Genomic DNA, 3,847 nt, shown 5'->3' with positions numbered 1-3,847 from the left:
TTCCGTTGTCCTCGGTCACGATAGGTACGTTTTTAGGGCGGTACAGCCTATAGAGGGTCGTGCGGCTGAGCGGAACAGGAAAGTGTCGTAAGGGGCATTATTTCCTTTCAAAAGTCCCATTCGGAATTAGGTTGGCGTAGCGGTCTGAGGCCGCCGTTTGCGACGGCGTCAGGCACGGAGAAGTCGTAGCGGCCGAGGAAATTGATGTGACGCCAAGATATCGGCGAGAGCCGAGCGATATCGGCGGGCAGCGGCGGCGTCCCGGCCTCGCTGAGTTGGCGCACGGTTTCCTGCATGTAGACAGCGTTCCAGTGGACGATGGAGTTGAGGGCCAGACCGAGGACCCCAAGCTGCTCCTCTTGGCCCTGACGCAGAGGGCTTCTGATTTCGCCCCGATCGCCGTGATGGACGCGCCGACCGAGCTTGTGGCGCAATTCCTGCCGGTTGAGCTGAAACAATATTCGTCGCCGGAACGGCCGGTCATCGATGTATCGCAGGATATGCAGCGTCTTGATGATGCGGCCGAGTTCAGACAGGGCCTTGGCCAGCGTTGTTGGGCGGTCTTTGACCTGCAGCATTCGCATGACGCCTGCGGCCTTGAGGTGGCCGAGCTTGAGCGATCCGGCCAAGCGGATAAGGTCGGACCAGTTTTCCCGGATCAGATTGATTTTAACCCTGCCCCAGGCGGTCTGATCGAACGGCCCATAGCTCGCCTGGCGGTCGATACGCCAGAGTTTGGCGTCGCCGATGTCCGCCAGACGGGGGCTGAACCGGTAGCCCAAGAGCCAGAACAGACCGAAAATGGCGTCGGAATAGGCGGCGGTGTCGGTCATGATCTCCAGAGGATCGAGCTCGGTTTCCTGCTCCAGCAGGAGAGCCAGGACGACCAGGCTGTCGCGCAACGTGCCGGGGATGACCGCTCCGGTCAGACCGCTGAACTGATTGGAAATCATGTTGTACCAAGTGACGCCGCGCTCCTGGCCGTAATATTTGGGGTTGGGCCCGGCGTGTATGGCGCTCGACGGAGCGACAAAACGCATGCCGTCGGCGCTGGCCACCTCGCCTGCGCCCCAATGTTGGACGATATCCAGACGACTGTGAGCGGAAACGATCGCGGCGTTGGCCGCGGCGATGGTCTCGGGCCGAATGAAATTCTGACCGACCCAAGAAAGACGGTCGCGACGCAGAGCCGCAAATTCCGGGCGCACGATCGGCTCAAGACCGATGTTGCAGGCGCCGCCGACCAGGGTCGCGCACAGGCTTATCTCGAAGTGCTCGACGGTGGCCTGACGCTCGCTCAGATGCGTAAAGGACTTGGCAAATCCGGTTCGCGCCATGACTTCAAGAAAGATGTCGGGCATTCCGGCCTTCGGCATGCGCGTTTGGACGGCGGCGCGAAGTGCTCGAAGGCTCTCGGGTTCATCAAGCTTGTCGAGGGGCGTGACCACAATCCCCATCTTGTCGGCGACCGTCTCAAAACGCAGGTCCGGATTGTCGCCGGCGCGCGCAACGACATGTCGATATGCCTCGTCGAGAAGGCGGGAGAGACCGTCAATCTCAATGTCGGCTTCCAGAGATCGGCCCAGGGCGCGTGCTACCATCAACCTGGAATTGTGCCAGGACTCGCCCTCGAGCATCCCGCGCCGGGGATCCCCGTATCGGATGCCGGGCTTGGCGAACACATCGCGACGCTTGATCGCCAGACGCCACGCATCGATGATCGCGAAGACATAGGCCTTCGGGTCGCGCATCCTGCCATCGTCATCCAGGACATGTTGCCTCCACGCCTTCGAGACCGCAGCGATCGGTGCGCCGCGCATCTTGACGAGAGAGGACCAGTCGTCCACGCCCTTGAGGTAGCTGATCGCGGCCTTGACGTTTTTGCCACCTGGGGCAGCGTCGGTCTCGATGCGGGTAGCGATTTCAAAGAACAATCGCCGGGCGCTCCGCCATTTTGTTCGCAGTTGATCATAGGGCTTGGTCTCCGCGGGCTTGGCGATCGCCTCCACCTTGGACATGGCGGCCTCGATGTCGGGACGGGGCAACCGCTCGAAGAGCACATCTCGCCATTCATTGAGGGGCAGGGCGTCGTCGGTCAAAACCAACAGACCCATTGCGTGGAGCAGCATCGCGGCGCCATCGAGATCGCGCAGACTGCGCAGGCGGGCCTGTTTGTCGGCGGCTTCAGCCCCTTTCACCAAGTCGGCGAGCAGAGCCTCGGCCAGCTCGGCGGCGTCGTCCTGGGCCGCCGCTTCGAGCGTATGGAAGAGCGCGGCTACGGTCGCGGTTCGACGAGGCTCCTGAAGGGCGGCGATGGCCGAGGGCTTGCCGACGCGCGCTACCCGCGCGAGCCGCTCAAGGGTTGTGGCGGGAACGCCCCGCGGTGGCGCCGGCCGCAGATTGAACGCCCGGACCGCATCGAGCCGATCAAGGTGTCGGAAGAGTTCGGTCGGCATGCGCTTGGAGGGAACGGTCCGGAGCGCGTCCAGGGCGGCGAACGTGGATGTGTCGCCATCGTCAAACAGCGCGGCGATGCGCACGCGCTGGTCATCGCTCAAGCTGGCGACCAGATGGCGCCAAAGCCTGGTCCGCGCACGATCGCGGATCCTGCCAACCAGGCGCTCGACGACCGTGACGCCCGGCAGCAGCACCTTGTTGGCGATCAGCCAGGCCGCAGCTCGATCAATCAGGGGGCCGGGCCGATCGTCGCCGCTCCAGCAAAGGGCGTAGAGCCATCGGGTCAGCCGGAAACGTGCCACCGCGTTGTCGCCAAAGTCCGTGAAGCCGCAGTGCGTCCGGATGAGCGCGAGGTGCCGGATGCGTCGGCTTCCCGCAAAATAGGCGTCCACGTCCGTGCCGGGTTCAAGAGCGAGTTGTTCGATCACGGCCGCCAGGACCGACGCTGGGATCTCGGCGGGCGAGACTGGAAATGCGCCCAGAAACCGGGCGCTCGTCAGCATCACGGCAAAGCCGAGCCGATTGTGGTCGCCGCGCAGAGTTCCAATGAGGTCGCGATCAGTTTGGTCCAGATGGAAATATCGCGCGAGTTGATCGGCCGACGGTTCGCCATCAAAGCGGGCAAAGCCCTGACGCTGGGCGTCAGTGAGGTGACGGGTGGGCATACCGTGCGAAACTTTCAACTTTTGCGAAGGGGACGGCCCATGCCGATAAACAAGGCGAATTTCTTCGCAAAACATATGTGCGAAACAAAATTGTTTTGCAGTAACTTTCGCACAATATCTGGAGCAGTCGCATGAAGCTCGGCTACGCGCGCGTTTCCACCGAGGATCAGAACTTGGAAATCCAGCGCGGTCGGCTCTCGGAGGCGGGCTGTGAAATGATGTTCGAAGAGAAAATATCGGGGGCCGCTCGTGGCCGGCCCGAGCTTGAAAAGCTGATGGGTCACCTGCGCAAAGACGATGTTCTCGTCGTCGCCCGCCTCGATCGTTTGGCGCGATCCACCATCGAACTCCTGCACATCGCGGAACGCATCAAGGAAAAGCAGGCAGGATTACAATCGCTTGATGAACCTTGGGCCGATACCACGTCCCCGTCTGGCGTGATGATCATGACCGTATTCGCTGGGATCGCCCAGTTCGAGCGGACTCTCATATTGAGCCGAACCGAGGAGGGGCGAAAGGCGGCGATGGCGCGCGGTGTGAGCTTCGGACGCCCAAAGAAAATGCGCCCAGATCAGGCGGAGCTCGCTCGCCAACTCGTTCTCGAGGGTAAGTCCATTAGCGCCGTCGCAAGGACCTTCAACGTTCACCCGGCCACCATCTATCGCTGTATCGAGCCAAACAGTGCCTTATGACACTTTCCTGTTCCGCTCAGCCGCACGACCCAT

At 62.0% G+C, this 3,847-nt stretch carries 2 protein-coding genes; one reads left to right on the top strand and one right to left on the bottom strand.

Translation table 11 applies throughout. The annotated features are described in order from the left end of the window. Positions 1-107 precede the first annotated feature (107 nt). Positions 108-3,122: a Tn3 family transposase gene (locus JHD07_RS34970; RefSeq protein WP_037555775.1), complete on the bottom strand. Its 3,015-nt coding sequence runs from the start codon at positions 3,120-3,122 to the stop codon at positions 108-110. A 131-nt stretch (positions 3,123-3,253) separates the two neighbouring features. Between JHD07_RS34970 and JHD07_RS34965 the strand changes: the two genes are divergently transcribed. Next, a complete protein-coding gene (locus JHD07_RS34965; RefSeq protein WP_011950653.1) occupies positions 3,254-3,814 on the top strand; it encodes a recombinase family protein in 561 nt (186 codons plus the stop codon). Positions 3,815-3,847 lie beyond the last annotated feature (33 nt).

Origin of the sequence: Bradyrhizobium sp., assembly GCF_016462955.1 — a bacterium.
In the GTDB taxonomy this organism is placed as follows: domain Bacteria; phylum Pseudomonadota; class Alphaproteobacteria; order Rhizobiales; family Xanthobacteraceae; genus Bradyrhizobium.
This window is presented reverse-complemented; position numbering and strand designations above follow the sequence as displayed.